Origin of the sequence: uncultured Bacteroides sp. (genome assembly GCF_958445495.1) — a bacterium.
Classification (GTDB): domain Bacteria; phylum Bacteroidota; class Bacteroidia; order Bacteroidales; family Bacteroidaceae; genus Bacteroides.
Map to the genome: position 1 here is coordinate 24,190 of NZ_CAUCSQ010000030.1, position 17,092 is coordinate 41,281.

Annotated in this window: 9 protein-coding genes and 2 pseudogenes; 6 read left to right on the plus strand and 5 right to left on the minus strand. The window is 43.7% G+C overall.

The genetic code is table 11. The features are described 5' to 3' along the window. The first annotated feature begins 36 nt into the window (after positions 1-36). The 6 genes and pseudogenes from Q5076_RS11285 to Q5076_RS11310 all read left to right on the plus strand — a co-directional run bounded on the left by Q5076_RS11285 (position 37) and on the right by Q5076_RS11310 (position 11,729). Complete coding sequence (locus Q5076_RS11285; RefSeq protein WP_303013306.1) at positions 37-2,106, plus strand: GLUG motif-containing protein; 2,070 nt, start codon at positions 37-39, stop codon at positions 2,104-2,106. Between the two features lie 28 nt (positions 2,107-2,134). Beyond that, on the plus strand, positions 2,135-4,288 hold the full coding sequence (locus Q5076_RS11290; protein ID WP_303013311.1) for a GLUG motif-containing protein: 2,154 nt from the start codon (positions 2,135-2,137) through the stop codon (positions 4,286-4,288). Between the two features lie 26 nt (positions 4,289-4,314). Further along, the gene (locus tag Q5076_RS11295) at positions 4,315-6,378 is read left to right on the plus strand and encodes a fimbrillin family protein (RefSeq protein ID WP_303013314.1); all 2,064 of its coding nucleotides are present in this window, start codon (positions 4,315-4,317) and stop codon (positions 6,376-6,378) included. Positions 6,379-6,548: 170 nt separating this feature from the next. Continuing rightward, entirely contained in the window at positions 6,549-8,516 is a 1,968-nt protein-coding gene (locus Q5076_RS11300) for a family 20 glycosylhydrolase (protein ID WP_303013344.1), read from the plus strand. 76 nt (positions 8,517-8,592) lie between these two features. Then, a pseudogene (locus tag Q5076_RS11305) lies at positions 8,593-10,074 on the plus strand (sulfatase); the annotation flags it as partial. 128 nt (positions 10,075-10,202) lie between these two features. Further along, entirely contained in the window at positions 10,203-11,729 is a 1,527-nt protein-coding gene (locus Q5076_RS11310; protein ID WP_303013346.1) for an alpha-galactosidase, read from the plus strand. Positions 11,730-11,838: 109 nt separating this feature from the next. Here Q5076_RS11310 and Q5076_RS11315 read toward each other — a convergent pair whose 3' ends face one another. The 5 genes and pseudogenes from Q5076_RS11315 to Q5076_RS11335 form a co-directional block, all read right to left on the minus strand. Next, positions 11,839-12,477, minus strand: a complete 639-nt coding sequence (locus Q5076_RS11315; RefSeq protein WP_303013319.1) for a CatB-related O-acetyltransferase — start codon at positions 12,475-12,477, stop codon at positions 11,839-11,841. Continuing rightward, the gene (locus tag Q5076_RS11320; RefSeq protein WP_303013322.1) at positions 12,474-13,781 is read right to left on the minus strand and encodes an MATE family efflux transporter; all 1,308 of its coding nucleotides are present in this window, start codon (positions 13,779-13,781) and stop codon (positions 12,474-12,476) included. The genes Q5076_RS11315 and Q5076_RS11320 overlap by 4 nt, the downstream gene beginning before the upstream one ends. Before the next feature lie 622 nt (positions 13,782-14,403). Then, on the minus strand, positions 14,404-15,360 hold the full coding sequence (locus Q5076_RS11325) for a nitroreductase (protein WP_303013324.1): 957 nt from the start codon (positions 15,358-15,360) through the stop codon (positions 14,404-14,406). Further along, on the minus strand, positions 15,350-15,964 hold the full coding sequence (locus Q5076_RS11330) for a TetR/AcrR family transcriptional regulator (protein ID WP_303013325.1): 615 nt from the start codon (positions 15,962-15,964) through the stop codon (positions 15,350-15,352). The genes Q5076_RS11325 and Q5076_RS11330 overlap by 11 nt, the downstream gene beginning before the upstream one ends. A gap of 494 nt (positions 15,965-16,458) precedes the next feature. Then, a pseudogene (locus tag Q5076_RS11335) lies at positions 16,459-17,074 on the minus strand (ATP-binding protein); the annotation flags it as partial. Positions 17,075-17,092 lie beyond the last annotated feature (18 nt).

Below are 17,092 nucleotides of genomic sequence, written 5' to 3' on the forward strand. Positions count from 1 at the left end.
TAATGAGCAAAATAATCTTATAAACTTTATAGAACCATGAAAAAGTTTTGTTATTTGATAAGCGTCGGACTATTAGGGACGCTGGTCTCTTGCGGAGAAGACGAGATTGTAAATATTAATACCGGAGGGAATATAACGGAGGAGCTGGCCGATTATACGGTGAAGGCACGCATTGTCCAGACGGCTTCGGTGAGTGGGGAAGACAATATGTATGTCTGGAATTCACAGGATGCTTTTACACTGTGGAACCGGAATACCGGAAAGGGATATGGCTTTACCGTATTGTCTTCTGACGGCGGCGCCTCGGCTACGGAAGCCGAATTTACCGGCAAGGCCGCATTATTGAACGACCCTCAGTTGCTGGCTGTGTTTCCTCAAAGGGAGGCTGTCGTTTTCAGTGATTTGTCGACCTGTCTTATTGACGATACGACGAGCGTGCAGGATTTCAGAAAGAATTTATATATGGTAGCTGCGGGGAAGGTTACGGACGGTGTTTTGCCGGAATTGGAATTTTCTCCTTTGACGGCATTGTTGCAGTTTGATTTGAAGAATATATCGGATAAAACGCTGCAAGTCCAATATGTTACTTTGGAATCCAAGGAGTCCGTATTTCCGGAAAAACTGACTATCGGTAATGACGGTTCTATCCGGAGTTTGTCCGGCACGCGGAAGGGTGTGACGCTGGATGTGAATCATCTGAATCTGGAATCCGGTGAGGAAGAGACTGTTTATCTGAATATGCTGCCTACTACTACCGGGGAAGAAAATTTGCTGCAGTCGAGTTCGGAATTGTCGATTAAGGTAACGGTTCTGAATGACGGGGTCAGCCAGGTGAATGAGGTGTGGAACGGTACGGTGAGGGAACTGCCGCTTGTTGCCGGCACAATGGATGAGACGGCTTGCCAGTTCGTGTCCGGACACCGTTATCCGATGACGGTGAATGTGGATAAGCTCCAGATTCCGGAAGAAGGGTATCTTGTAGATTCGGAAGGTGACGTACATATTTACAATGAAACGGGACTGGCGAACTGGGCTGTGAAAGCCGCTGATTTCGGCGATGCTACCGTTACTCTTGAAAAGGATTACATCGAGGGCTTGACGCTTACTCTTTCCGGCGCATGGACTGCCGTTTCGGAATTCTCTGGTGTCTTTGAAGGGAATGGCGTGACGATTAAGGGAGCTACTCTTCTGTCTACAGACGATAATATCGGCTTTATCGGAGTGAATAAAGGTACGATTAAAGATTTGATTTTCGCAGATATGACATTGAATGTGGATGTGGCCGGTACTTCCAGCGGAGTGTTGGCGGCAAGGAATGAAGGCGAGATTATCAATTGCGCAGTGGGCGGAGCGACGAATATTAAAGTGACGGGTGCAGGCGGTAACATCGGCGCACTGGTCGGATACAACGAGGGCAAGCTTATCGGTTCGTCCGTTGGAACGGAAGTTTCGCTGACTTATAGCGGGAATAATGCTGAGGCCAATATCGGTGGATTAGTCGGTTGGAATCATGGCGGTGATGTGACGGGATGCCACGCTTCGGCTACATTGAACCTGGAAAAAGGAGCTAATGCCGGAGGGCTGGCAGGTTCTGCCTGGTCTGCAGGAAAAGAAGGGACTATCGGGGCTTCTTATGCCGCTGGCAGGATTACTGTCGCATCCGGTCTGAATACGTGGGCCGTCGGAGGACTGGCCGGTAACGGAGGTACTACGGAGAGTGGGGCGAAAGTGAATATCATAGGTTGCTACTCTACTACCGAGCTTCCGGCAGATGCCGCTACCGGAAATAAGAAGAAAGGCGGTCTGGTTGGAAAAGCTGTGATAAAACAACAGGGGGCAAGTATAGTGACTCTTGCCTTTAAAGAGTGTTATTATATGAATGAGGTTGATAAGCCTGTCAATGCCGGAGAGGTGGAAGGTGCGGAAAAATTGGAGACTGCTGCGGATATTCTGCCTTATCTTCCGGGAATCAATCGGTCAATAACCGGTTCGGGCTTTAAGTATGTGGAAAATACCGCATCCGATAAAGAGAAGGAACCGTTGGTGTTGGAACCGGCGGACGAAGGTGTTGAAGGACCGGGATTTGGCGATGGAGGTGAAATTTAATTAGTTACCGAAAAAACACATTATGACTATGAATAAATATTATTCTTTATTGGGGTTCGGGCTGCTGACTGCAGCCACCCTGATTTCTTGTCAGGAAGATATAATTGAAAGCGGGGAGAACGCTTCGCAACAAGAGGCGCATGCTTATACGGCATGGGCTAGGATACAGGATTACCGGACGGAGGGTAAGGAAACAGACACACGCGCTAATGTGCAGGATGACGGTAAGACTTTTATCTGGAATAAAGCGGATGAAATAACGGTTTGGAACGGTGAGACCGGTAACGTATTCACTATTTCGAAAGATTATGACGAGAGTTTCCCTTCTGCCGAAATACCGTTCTATTCCGATGACGCCGATTTGGAAGACGGCATGTCTGTATGGGGGATATATCCCAGTAAGGAGGGAGAAGGAAAAGAGGGTATGTTTTCTTTTGAGCTGAGTGGCATGTCGGAACAAAAACCGGATTTTAAACCTCATTTGCAGGAAACGATGTATATGGTTGCGCAAGGAACTGTGGCGGGTAATGAAATACAGGGATTGAGTTTCCGGCATTTGACTTCTCTTTTCCAGTTTAATATTTCCAATGTGAGGCCTAAGCAGATAATTGTGAAGAATGTGACGGTAGAAAGCTCCAAACCGGTTTTTTCCGAGAAGTTGAATCTTGTGGACGGGACGACGCCGGAGTATTCGGCACAGTTGGATAAGCTGGTCTTGAATTTTGGAGATGGGGGGATTCTCGCAAGTGATGAATCATTGAGCGGTTATATGAGTTTTTTCCCCACTATTACAATGTCGGAAAACGATGAGCTGACTTTTACCGTCAATTATGTGGAAGAGGGGACTGAGAAGGTGCAGGTGAAAACCGGAACTGTCGGTGAGTTGTATGCAGGACTGCCCCTGGCCGTATCGGATGGTTTCCAGTATGTGGCGGGCAAGCGTTATGTCGTAAATATGGATGTTGTGCTTAATGAGGATGAAAGGGGATATGTGGATAACGGAGATAAAAATTATACGGTATATTCTGCGGAAGGATTGAGCAACCTGTTGAGGTATGAGGCCGATTATATTACGGACGAAAATACGGTCATCACTTTGGACGGAGAGGGAGACTTTGATATGCGTGGTGCGGACTGGACTCCGATTGCGGAATTCAGAGGGACGTTCGATGGAAACGGACAGACCATTTCTAATTTCAAGATTGCCAGTGAAGGCAGCGGCGGATTCATTACGCTCAACAGCGGGCTTGTCGAAAACCTGACTCTTGCCAATGTGGAGTTTGAAACTAATTCTGTAATGGACGGGGCCGATTCTAATCCTAACGGATTGCTTGTGGCGAAGAATGAAGGAACGGTTTCCAAGTGTGTCGTTGACGGCGGCGCGATAAGTATCAGCTTTACGGGTAATTTGGGCGCTTTGGTAGGACATAATACCGGTGTTGTCGCTGATAGTAAAGTGACGGGTAATGTGAATATCTCTACCGGTGGCAATATGGGAGCGAATCCGCGTACCGGAGGCTTGATTGGTTACAATTCCGGAACGATTGAGCGTTCGTCCGTAGGAAGAGGAGTCAGCATCTATATAAATGGTGGTAGCGGCGCCAATGTCGGTGGACTTGTAGGATGGAATCAGAATGGTAAACTGACGGGATGCCATGCCGCCGCTTCCATAACGACGAATGAGAAAGCCATACTTGCCGGCGGACTAATCGGAGTGACGGCTTCGTCCAGCGCTGTGGAGATTACGGCTTGTTATTCTACAGGCAGCATCACTCTTGTCGGAACCGGGCATAGCACGATAGGAGGGTTGATAGGTAAAGGTGCTGATGAATGGAATCCTGCGGCTATTCATATTTCCGGTTGCTACACCACTACTGTTATTACCGGATATCCGCAAAATGTGGGCGGATTTATTGGAGCCCATGATTCGAACAAGGGACACGGACTGAATTGTGAAGCATGTTTCTATGTGAGCGATAAGGCTCAAACGGAATATAAAGGGGTTACCAAAGTTGACGATGTTGCCGGTATGGTTAAACATGCCTCGGAGATGAATTCTTCTATTTCGGAAACCGGGCTTGAATATACTGAAAATGGCGGCGGTGAGAATGAGCCTTTGATTCTGGAGGTGAGCGGTCCCGGATTCGGAGGGCCGGATTTTGGAGATGGCGATGAGATTTAATATGAGAAATTAAAATGAGATATACCATGAATAGATGTTATTATATAATGGGGATAGGGCTACTGAGTGTAGCCTCCCTGACTTCTTGTGAGGAAGATGTTATCGAAAAGGATACTCGATATGCGGGAAGCTTGTCCACTTATACTGTATATGCCGGTATTCAAGGGTATGGAAGTGATGAGGAAGGTTTGTCTACACGTGCCAATGTACAGGAGAACGGTAAGTCTTTTATGTGGAATACCGACGACCGGGTGACGATATGGGACGGAGCCAAAGGATATGCTTTCGCTGCGGAAGGCGATGACCTGGATGCTAACCCTTCGCGGAAGGTGACTTTTACGGGAGAGGCGTCTTTTGAGGATGAGGCGAAAGTGTGGGGAATTTATCCGGCTCAGGAGGCGGTTTCAACTCCTTTGAGTTTTACCTTGTCAAATGTCGCAACGCAACCGGAGGGCGGTAAACCGGCGTTGCAGCATACCATGTATATGTTGGCTGAGGGGGTTGTGGAAGGAAATACCGTGCAACGTTTGAATTTTAATCACCTGACCGCCCTTTTCCAGTTCGACTTGACTAACCAGAGGGAAAGTGAGGTGGTTGTGAAATCATTGTCCGTGGAGGCTGATAGTGAGATTTTCCCGACTGAATTAACTGTGGCGACCAATGACGGATTGGTGTATTCTTATGCGGGAAAGAAGAATGTACTGACTTTGAATATGCCTCAATCGGTAATAAAAACGGGAGAGTCTGCTACGGGTTATATGAATTTCTTCCCGACGGAAGGAATGATGGGGGAGACTGAATTGACTTTCTCATTGGTCATTTCTACCAATGAGGATGGAAAAGGAGAGGTGGAGGAGAATATCGTTGTCAAGAAGGCTACAATCAACGCTTTATACAGTAAGCCGGGTGCTCTTGTGCCTACGGAAGGCTATGTGGCGGGCAAACGTTATATTGTCAATTTATCGATTGCCCCGACTACGGAAGACAGCGGATATACGCAAGACGGCAATAATTATACGATTATTAAATCCGGCGGATTGAAGGCATTGCCGGTTGAGGTCTGGAGTTCTCCTGATGCTACGATTACGTTGGATACCGACATTGATATGAAAGAGGAAGGGAATTGGACGCCTGTCGCCACTCTTGCCGCCACTTTGGACGGTAACAATCATTCCATTTCCAATCTTACCATTTCATCGGAAGAGAATAGCGGCTTGGGACTGTTTGTCACCAACAATGGTACGATAAAGAATTTGTCCCTTAATAACGTGACGGCAAGTTATGGTTACCAATTGGGATTGTTTGCCGCAGACAACAAAGGGAGTATAGAAAATTGCTCGGTTAACGGAGCTGTGATTGATGTGAGCGGAGGAGATGATAAACGGGTAGGAATTCTGGTTGGCGTTAATAGCGGTGTGATTTCGGATTGCAGGGTTGAAGGCCGGGTAACGGTTGGGATAAGTTCCAAACATACCGCTGGAGGTATTGCGGGCGAGAATGCTTCGGGTACTATAAAAGGGGCGTTTGTAGGCAGTGATGTCGTTATAACCAATTCATCCGAAGGAGGTGATCTCGGCGGTATCGTGGGATGGATAAATGGAGGAATATTGGACGGTTGCTGTTCTTTAGCTACCATAAAGTGTACAGGCGCGAATGCTATTAGCCTGGGAGGTTTGATTGGTTCTGCATGGGCGTCTAATGATGCAACTATTATAGCATCTCATGCAGGAGCGAAAATTGAAAGTACCACTGCCTGGTGTACGATGGGAGGTCTGATTGGTCAAGGCGGAGGTGCTAATACCAAGAGTCTGACGAGCTGTTATTCGACGAGCATGATGAGCGGAAAGGGAGATTGGGGAGGAATAACTAAAGCGGATTCCAATTTTGAATGTAATACTTGTTATTTTATGAATTGCGATTATGCTGTTTTCAATAACGGAAGTATAGAAGGAGCAGAACACTTGACTACTGCGGACGAGTTGCATAACCGGCTTGATAATTTAAACGGTCAGTCGGACGGCATTTCGGAATATAAGTTTGAAGTCGATTCATCCGGCGGGGAGACTCCTTTAAAGATTGTGAAAAAGTAACTGTCTATTGAGAATATGAGATAGATAGTCATTATCTTGCGTGACAAGGGATGCAGCATGTGAGACGGTTGTATTCTTTGTCGCGCGTTCTTTATATCAAGTTTCCGTTTTCATATCTATTAATAATTATTATTGAAGAAACAATGAGGCATTTTTGCGTATTTTGTATAATGCTTTTGCTTGGGCTCACTGCGAATGCCCAAGAGAGTGTTCCACAGGTTATTCCTGCTTTGCAAAGCTGGAAAGCCGCGAGTGGGAAGTTGGTGCTTCCTGAGAACGGGAAGATAGTAGTAGCTCCGAAGGATACTTGTTCTTTGGGGGGGATTGCCGATATCCTGGTTCAGGATTTAAAGGAAATGTTCGGATGGCATTACCGGATAGAGACAGGAAAGCCTGAAAGGAACTCGATTTATTTGTCTTTGGAGGATACCGATAAAAAAACATTGGGGGATGAAGGGTATAAACTGAATATTCTTCGTTCCGTTGAAATCGAGGCGCCCACGGCTAAGGGGGTGTTATGGGGAACACGTACTTTGTTGCAGATGCTCTGTAATCAGCCGGAAGGGATGATGAAAGGGAAGGCGGTGGATTATCCGGCTTACACGCATCGCGGTTTTATGATTGATGTGGCACGCAAGTTCTTTACAATGGATTTTCTGCGTGATTATATCAAGATTCTTTCGTTTTATAAAATGAATGAATTGCAGGTGCATTTGAATGATAACGGATTTGTGGAGTTCTTTGGCAATGACTGGAATAAGACGTATGCGGCTTTTCGTCTGGAAAGCGAACGCTTTCCCGGTTTGACGGCGAAAGACGGCTCATATACTAAAGAAGAGTTTCGCGACTTTCAGAAGATGGCTGCGCGCTATGGCATTAATGTTATTCCGGAGATAGACGTGCCTGCCCATTCATTGGCTTTTACGCATTATAATCCTGTATTGGCTGCTGATAAGAAAGAATATGGGATGGACCATCTGGACCTTTATAAGAAGGAAGTCTACGAGTTTCTGGATTCGCTTTTTGATGAATATCTGTCGGGAGAAGAGCCGGTGTTTGTCGGTCCGGACGTACATATCGGCACTGACGAATATAATATGAAGGAGGTGGAGCAGTTCCGGTATTTTACGGATTACTATTTGAAATACATAACGAAATACGGGAAAAATCCTCGTTTGTGGGGAAGTCTGAAATCCATGAAGGGAAACACTCCCGTCGATATAAAAGGGAAGGTTGTGAATGCGTGGAATTATAGTTGGATGGATATAGAATCGATATTGAAGGAGGGTGGAAAAGCCATCAATATGTGCGACAATTTTCTTTATATTGTGCCTTCTGTAAATTATTACCATGATTTTCTGGATTATAAGTGGTTGTATGAGGAATGGTCGCCCCAAGTGATGAAAAAGGGTGAAATGGTTGAACGTTCGCCGGGATTGCTGGGGGCTATGTTTGCCGTCTGGAATGACCGTGTAGGGAATGGAATAAGCCAGCAGGATGTACATATCCGCATCTTCCCCGCAATGCAGGTGATAGCCGAAAAATTGTGGAAGGGAAATAATGCGGAGAATGTTCCGTTTGAAGATTTTTTCAATTTGTGCAAGCATACTCCGGAAGCGCCGGGAGTGAATCTGCAGGCCCGGGTAGATGGGAAAAAGGAGCTCACACAGCCGGGAAAGGAACTGGTTTTGCATGGGAATGATTCGGTTATAAGCGAGGTTCCTGAGATAGGATATCCGTATGCCGTGGAATTTGAGATATGTCCTGATATGGAGCCGGAAATTGATGCTGTCTTGTTTAAAGGGCCTCATTCGGAATTTATCACCAATTGGCAGAATACGGGGAAGTTTGCTTTTCGCCGGGACGGTTATGAGTTTGTGTTTCATGCTTTCCGGTTGCCGGCCGAGAAATGGAGCAAGATTCGCATAGAGGGTGATATGAAGGGGACTTCTTTGTATGTGGATGGAAAAATGGCGGAACGGCTGGAAGGGCGTATCGGTAAAGTCTATAATTTTAAATCCCAAAGAAAGGATGCTATCTGGTATCAGGAGACTTTATTTTTCCCGTTGCATCAAATCGGGGATAGGCTGATGGGATTTAAAGGGCGTTTGAGAAATGTTGTATGCATACCATTATAAATTCTATATCATGAAAAGAGTATCAGTTTTTGCAGAGGTTGTACCTTTGATTTTTTTATCTACGGCATGTCAGACCAAAAAAGAAGATGTCAGGCAATATAATATTGTCTATATAATGACGGACGATCATACCGCTCAGATGATGAGTTGTTATGATACTCGTTATATGGAAACTCCTAATCTTGACCGTATCGCTGCCGACGGTGTCCGCTTTACCCAAAGTTTTGTCGCGAATTCCCTGAGCGGTCCGAGCCGTGCCTGTATGATAACGGGCAAACATAGTTGCGCGAATAAGTTTTATGATAATACGACTTGTGTGTTCGACAGTTCCCAACAGACTTTTCCGAAGCTTCTGCAGAAGGTAGGCTATCAGACGGCATTGGTCGGCAAATGGCATCTGGAGAGCTTGCCCAGCGGATTTGATTATTGGGAGATTGTGCCCGGACAGGGAGATTATTATAATCCTGATTTCATCACGCAGGATAACGATACGGTGCGCCGTCACGGGTATATAACCAATCTTATCACTGATGATGCCATTGATTGGATGGAGAATAAACGTGATTCCCAGAAACCGTTTTGCCTGTTGATTCATCATAAGGCTATCCATCGTAACTGGATGGCGGATACTTGTAATTTATCTCTTTTTGAGGATAAGACTTTCCCATTGCCGGACAATTTCTTCGATGATTATGAGGGCCGTCCGGCAGCGGCTGCCCAAGAGATGAGCATCGTGAAGGATATGGACATGATTTATGATTTGAAGATGCTGCGTCCCGATAAGGAATCCCGCCTGAAGACTCTGTATGAGAGATTTATCGGGCGGATGGATGAAGGGCAACGTGCCGCCTGGGATAAATTCTATACTCCTGTCATTGATGATTTTTATAAAAAGAACCTTCAGGGAAAGGAACTCGCCAACTGGAAGTTCCAGCGTTATATGCGCGATTATATGAAGACGGTGAAGTCTCTTGACGACAATGTAGGCCGCGTGCTTGATTATCTGGAAAAGAAAGGGCTGCTTGACAATACACTGGTTGTCTATACTTCCGACCAGGGTTTTTATATGGGCGAACATGGTTGGTTTGATAAGAGGTTCATGTATGAGGAATCTATGCGCACTCCGTTGATTATGAGGCTTCCCGAAGGATTTACCCGTCGGGGCGATATAACTGAAATGGTACAGAATATTGATTATGCTCCTACTTTCCTTGAACTGGCAGGTGCGGATATTCCGTCCGATATTCACGGGACGTCTTTGGTTCCTTTGTTAAAAGGCGAACATCCTGCTGACTGGAGGAAGTCCCTTTATTATCATTTTTATGAATATCCGGCGGAACACATGGTGAAACGTCATTACGGAATACGTACGGAGCGTTATAAGTTAATTCATTTTTATAATGACATTGACTGCTGGGAATTGTACGATATTCAGTCTGACCCGACGGAAATGCATAATCTGTACGGACAGGATGAATATGAACCGGTGGTAAAGGAGTTAAAGGAAGGGTTATTGAATTTGCAGGAACAGTATAATGATTCCATTCGTTTCTTATAACCGGATAATGTTATTTTTGCAGAATGAGTAAAGGACATTGTTTAATAAAGTATGTGTTCGGGGGCTTGCTTGTCCTGGCAAGCGGGGCGTCTGCTGCTGCCTGGGAAAATGATATAGAGCTTCCCGTTATGGGATGGAGTTCATGGAATACTTATCGTGTCCATATCAGCGAGGAGCTGATAAAGAAACAGGCGGATGCGATGGTGCATAAAGGGTTGAAGGAGGCCGGTTATCGGTATGTAAATATCGATGACGGATTTTTCGGAGGCCGGGACAAGGACGGCAGGTTATACACGCATCCCGAACGTTTTCCGAACGGTCTGAAATGTGTGGCGGATTATATTCATTCGAAGGGACTGAAAGCCGGTATCTATTCCGATGCGGGAGGAAATACTTGCGGCTCTCTTTGGGACAAGGACCCTAACGGGGTGGGAGTCGGCTTGTACGGACACGAAAAACAGGATGCGGATTTGTATTTTAATGACTGGGGATTTGATTTTATTAAGATAGACTATTGCGGAGCGGGACAGCAGTTGGAGCTGGACGAAGAGAAAAGGTACACTGAAATCAGGAAGTCGATAGATGAGGTCTGCAAACGTAATATTTCTATAAATATTTGTCGTTGGGCATATCCCGGAACTTGGGTCAAAAATCTGGCGCGTTCCTGGCGTATCAGTCCGGACATATCTCCTGACTGGGGCTCGGTAAAGGCTATCATTCATAAGAATCTTTATTTGTCCGCCTATGCGGGTGGAGGTCATTATAATGACATGGATATGCTGGAAATCGGAAGGGGATTGAAGCCGGAGGAGGAAGAGGTGCATTTTGGCATGTGGTGTATCATGAGCTCTCCGTTGTTGATTGGGTGTGATTTGACTACGATTCCGGAGAATTCCTTGAAATTATTGAAGAACAAGGAATTGATTGCGTTGAATCAAGATTCGCTGGGATTACAGGCTTATGTTGTCCAGCATGAGAATGGGGGGTATGTATTGGTTAAGGATATCGAGAAGAAGCGGGGGAATGTCCGTGCCGTAGCCATTTATAATCCTTCGGATACGGCTTGCGTTTTCTCGGTTCCGTTTTCGATTCTGGAGCTTTCCGGCAAGGTGAATGTCCGTGATTTGGTTCAACAGAAAACGGAAGGGAGCATGTCTGGAAAGATGGTGTATGAACTTCCTCCTCACAGTGTTAAGATTTTGCGGGTGGAAGCGGAAAAGCGTCTGGACCCGGTGCGTTATGAAGGGGAGTGGGCTTATTTACCCTGTTTTAATGATTTGGGAAAACGTAAACGGGGAGTGGCCTACTTGCCTTATAAAGGTGCTTCCGGCGGAATGGTCGTCACTAATCTGGGTGGGGAAAAAGAGAATTATGCCGAGTGGAATGAAGTGTATGTCTCAAATGCCGGAAAGTATCTTATGAAGGTTTCGTATGCACCTGTCAGGGGAACCCAGAGGGAAATCAAGGATTATAAGCTGGAAGTTAAGGTCAATGACAGGAAATATACAATCGACCGTCTGGAAACGGACCCTTCTAAAGGTTTGACCGTCGTTACTGTTCCCGTGGAATTGAAGGCGGGATATAATGTCGTCAGGATGGGAAGTGATTATACTTGGGCGCCTGATATAGACTGTTTCACGTTGGAACGGCTGTAGAAAGGATGATTAAGCGTTCGTGGCGGGTACGGCATGAATCCGTTGCGATACCATCATAGGCGGGAATGCGGGATTCGGGAAAGAGTCCCGCATTTTCTATTTCCTATTTTTACTTCTGGTTGGAAATTGTCAATAATCGATTGAGGTTTCCTGCCGTCAGGTAGGGTAAACATGATTGTAATTTGTCGGTGGGCCAGTTCCACCAGTTTAATGTTAACAGTTGCGATATTGTCTCTTCATCGAACCTCTTCCGGATTTCTTTTGCCGGAGTGCCGCCGACAATTGTATAGGGAGGAATGTCTTTTGTGACTACGGAACGGGCTGCAATGATAGCCCCGTCGCCGATATGGACTCCTGCCATGATTACAGATTCATAACCGGTCCAAACATCGTTTCCCAGAATAATGTCTCCTTTATCGTCCCATGCTGTTGATATATCCGCTTTGTTCAGTTCCCATTCTTCATAAAAGAGGGGAAAGGTGTAAGTTGATAAGGATTTCAATGTGTGGTTGGCACAATTAAACATGAATTTTGTACCACAGGCAATGGAACAGAACTTGCCAATCACGAGTTTTTCCTGATGAATGGGATAGTGATAAAGCACGTTGTTCTTTTCGAATAATAAAGGGTCGTGAATGAAGTCATTGTAGATTGTGTAATCGCCGATTTTAATTCGCGGATTTTTCACTACGGCATTCAGATATACCGTTTGTTTGTCTCCTGTACGTGGATATATTTTAGTCATCATAATTTTGAAGTATTAAATGATTTCTTTCTTAAATAAATGCCGGATTGTATCCATAACATTATTACGAATAGGTATTCTGCCGTTAGGTAGATAGCCAGGCCGGCTTGTGTATGGGAATTTAACCAATAGAGGTAGAATAGGTAAACGATGGTGGTCGTTACTTGAAAGATAAAGGCGGCTTTTGTTTTTCCTATGCCGTTTACTGCATTGAGATATACATAGCCGGGTAGAGCGAATGTATAATTCAACAGCATGATAATGAAAGGGGTAAAAGCGGATTGTATCAGTTGTGCGTTATTTGTATAGAGCCCGATAATCCTTTGTTTTTCAAATAGCATGAGGCCGATTAAGGGGATTCCAAGGATGTATCCCAATTGCAGTGTTTTCTTACAGATTGGGAATAAGGCTTTGGTATTTCCTGCTCCGACAGCATTGCTGACTAGCGAACCGGTAGTGAGTGCAAATGAATTGACTATGACAAAAAATGCTGTTGATACGCTTCTGGTAATATTGGATATGGCTAATTCTTCTTTTCCTAAATGTTCGATGGCGATGAAAAATATAAACCAAGGGAAAACACTGATAAAGGTATGTAGCATGCTCCAGATTGATAATTTCAATATGTCCGTCAATGTTTGTTTATGAAAGGCTGGTTTCAGGCCGTAATGTAGTTTATCCGTTTTTCTTCTCATATAGGCGGAGAGAACAACCAATGCACTGCCCTCTGCCAATGACGATGCTATCGCTGCACCTGATATGCCTAGTCTGAGCCCGAATATTAATATGATATTGAGAGCTATATTCACCAGTACACTTATGCCGGCTGCCCATATCAAGGTTTTGGTCTCGGTTATTCCGACAAAAAAAGAACGCATGGCTAAAAAGGGGAATGAGAACAACAATCCGAAACTGCGCCACTTCAGATAACTAATCACTGCCTGGTATATTTCCTGTGAATGAATCATTGGCTTTAAAAGAAACGGGGATATGAGATGTATGGATAGGCAGATGAATACTGCCAGGCCGGATAAGAAGAATAATCCCTGAAAGAATATTTTGCCTGTTTCTTTGTATTTCTGCTCTCCGTTTTTTCGGGCGACCATAATTTGCAGTCCGATGGAGAAGCCGAAACCAAGCATATAGAGTGCCAGGTAGTAGATGCTCGCAATGGCGGATGCGCCTAATTCTACTTCTCCTACATTTCCAAGAAAGATTGCGTCTGTAATATTGATTAATTGTTCCATCAATATGCTCATCATAACGGGTAGATTGATGTGCCATAGTTGTTTATATGTGTAATTCATTATTCTGATAGGTATGTGTACAACGCAGCATGGGGGTGTCAAAATTCAATTTTAGAGGAAATGGACTTTTCATCTGAAACCTGGCATTTTTCATCTGAAATTCGACACTCTTCATCGGCAATAAAAGACCGTATCAATTCTATTTTTGAAGTGACCCCAAAAAGTTTTGTGTCTAACTTCTGGGGTGCACTTCATTCTGAGTAATGATACGGCTATTTTTATGTTTATCAGTTAGATTCTGTAACTGTTCCGAGTGTTCATCTTAGTTTCGACACACTCCCTTGCCGTGTTGTGAATTCATAATTAAAAAGGGTATAAAACTCTGTAGTGAATAATGGTTATTCACCTTGATAACTTAAAATAATGCGGTATGATAAGTTTATCTGTTGAACGTAGCTATATACAGAGTTGGTGTTTCATGGATTGGACAATTTGTATTATTGGTCTCTTCGGATGCAAAGGTATGAAAAATAATAGAATGAATGCTCGACGGTAATCTTTTTATGGATGTAAAGATTGCTATTGGGGTTCAAATTTAATCGGGATGAATTTTGATATATTGTTTGGACTTCTTCATATCGGTTTATTGTTATATCGCCTGTCGCCAAATATGGATAGGATGTCAGACTATTACTGTTTCAATCTTCTGACGTGGAGAGTAGGGTAACGGTCGGGCATAACCTATCCTTAATATCAGTGTGGGATATTCTTGGGTAAAGGGGGATATTTTTTGTAGGGCGGAAGCTAATGGCGGGACTTCACACGGTTGGTTCAGGAAAGCGTATGAGATTCCGGTTTCTGTAGCTTTTAATAGAAAACGTTGTAGGGTGCGGCCTAGGTCTATCCATTCTTCAACTGTGTTTTTCTGTGTAGTGTATATGACAAAGTGGGAAGAGGATGTTATTTTCTTTCTGTCTGACTTATTTTGTACATCGGATTTCAAAAACCGGTTCACTATGGGACGTGCCAGTATCTTGGGAAGTGGCGGGTTTCCGAATACCCGATAACTCAATCCGTTGTGTGTGGTTTCTACTTGTCTTTTATTAAATCGCATCCATGAAAGCAACTCGTTCTTAAAGTCTGTATCATTCATCTGAATCTCGTTTCCTTTCATTATGTATCCGGTTATGGTATCAGCGAGTGGCGTACCTATTTCTGCAAAATAGAACTGTATCTGATTTTCTTTTTGTACGGTTTGGAGTTGTCTTAACTTCTCATTCGGTATTTTACTGCCATTATAGATGCTACGGTTCGTTTGCCGTTTTTCTATTTGGCGGAATAAGGGATTCTCAATTATTGAATCTGTTTTTGCAAGTCGGATTGTTATTCCTTTAATATTATATTCCATAATGTGTGTGGTATAACCCAAGTGACCGGCAGCGATAAGCAGGTTTTCAACAGCACATCCTAAGCTTATAAATAGCTCTCGGTTATTTCCGTCAACAACAGGCAGGGCTACTTTGAAATTAGGCACGACTGTGATTCTATCGTCAGTGATATGGAATTTCCAAGGTTGTGTGTTATGCCCGGAAGGGGCTTTGGAGGCATAATTGGCTATTTGTATAAAATCAGTGTTCATGGGGAAATATTTTATTGATTAGAATATCGATTCCTTCATTTATTTGCTTCCAGCCGGAATCTTCATTTAGAGGAATCCCGTTATATACCGGACAAAAATCTTCCAGCATAGCCAGATAAGTAATGGATGCCGTAAGAAAAGAAGCCATCGCAGCAATTTCCTTTTGTGGACGACCTGTCAATTCGCTTACTTTTTCAACAAGATATACTCCTACTTTTTCCCGTTGTTCCCTTAACTGGGCAATCATGTCATTATTACAAGATAGTTCCCAGCGATAAAGCCTTTTGAGGGTGGGATTGTTTCTTAATTGTTCTATTTGTCCTTGAAACATGTTTTTAATAAAGGAGGGCAATTGTTCACGGTCGGGAAATTCGAGTGGCAGGTTCAGCCAGAAATCATGTTGCCGTATATAGGCGGCCATCAATCCTTCCACTGAACCGAAGTAGCGGTATATCAATATTTTTGAAACACCTGATTGGGTTGCTACGGCATTAATACCGATTTTCTCGAAGCCTTCTTCGGCAATCATTTTACCAATGGTGTCCAACAGCCGTTTCTCGGTAGCTTCCCGGTCTCTTTCTACAGTTATGTTTTTTCCTTTCATTGTATCGAATGTTACTATCCGGGAACAAATATATGTTACTTATTGGAAACATGCAAGTCTTTCTTCTTTTTATTTTTCTTGATTTGACCTGTCATGAGAAGAATCGTATTAATGGAACAGGGTCTTTCTCCTGTTTTCAACGGTTTATATTTGTTCATATCATGTATCATGTCTGTTGTTACCATTATGTCTGTTGTTACCATTTGAGGTAAAACACTAGAGAAAACATTGTCCTATGTCTCTATTCATATGTCGGATATAAAAAAGAGCTGCATTTCTGTAATTCTCAGACTTTCAAATAGCGCAACCTGCGACCGGGAATCAGTTTGCACATTATTTCTCAATAAGTTATTATAACTCATCCCATAGATTCCGATAGTTTATATTGTTACTCGGAATGCCATTGTTGTCTATTCTTTTGAGGTATTCCCTTTAAACGCTCTTTATGTATTATGATTTGTTCTTCAAATTTATTCATGTGATTCATTTATAAACTATCCTCCTGGTTTTTGCGCTTCTTTAAACTCTATCAGTTTTAATCTAACCGAAGAACTCAAATAACATTTGGCGGTAGGCGCACTTTTTCCTATTAATTCTGCTGGCTTGTTAGTTCTGCTGTCTTGGATGAGTTAAATCCCGGATATTGCTTGATGATGGTTGGAACTTCCTGTTCTTTTGAGTTTACGGTATCATTTACAGTATCATTCTTGATACTGATATTTCTTTTAAATACAACTGAGAACATCCCCTTTATGTGGGATTCTGATTCAGAAAGATTCGTTTCTCTCATAGCTTTCTGCATACGAGGAATGTCAGATACAACTCTCTACCAGTTACATATGGGTGAATAAACCGAAAATTAGCGGGTTACATATCATGCTTTTATACCTGAAATCTTTCTCCATAACGGGCAAAAGTCTGTCGGAATTGGAAATTTCTACCCGGTCGTCAACATTTCTATCGTAATGCTTGCATCTTGTTCGTAATAATCACGGTGTGACAAGGCGTTAATAATGGTTTCTTTAAATACAGTCAAAGGTATCTCTCAAATTTCCTCTCTCGGTCCTGTTCCCTTTATTTTATAAGTTACTTACAGTTTATTTCCCAGCTATTCAGCATAAGTTTCTG